We start from the raw sequence: 277 nt of genomic DNA on the forward strand, positions 1-277 counted from the left end.
CGGTATTTTCCAAGTCGAAAGCGTGCCTGAAGAGCAGATGCACCCCTATCTGCTGATCGAATGCCCGCGGATGATCTTCCCCTTCCTGCGCCGCATCGTCAGCGACGTGACCCGCGATGGTGGCTTCCCGCCGCTGAACCTTGAGAACATCGACTTCCTGTCGCTCTACCGCAACGAAGTTGCCCGCCGTCAGGCCGAGACCCCGCCAAAAGCCGACGCCTAAGCGTCAGCCAAGCTGTTTCCACAGTGCGTCGTCGCCCAGCTTGCCGACAAATTC

The 277-nt window shown here is 60.3% G+C and carries 1 protein-coding gene; it reads left to right on the forward strand.

What is annotated here, in order from left to right; all coding sequences use genetic code 11:
- Window positions 1-223: protein-export chaperone SecB (locus A3722_RS08285; protein ID WP_201721984.1), on the forward strand; the 223-nt coding region annotated here is incomplete at its 5' end.
- Window positions 224-277: the final 54 nt, after the last annotated feature.

Source organism: Sulfitobacter sp. HI0027 (assembly GCF_001634775.1).
In the GTDB taxonomy this organism is placed as follows: Bacteria; Pseudomonadota; Alphaproteobacteria; order Rhodobacterales; family Rhodobacteraceae; genus Sulfitobacter.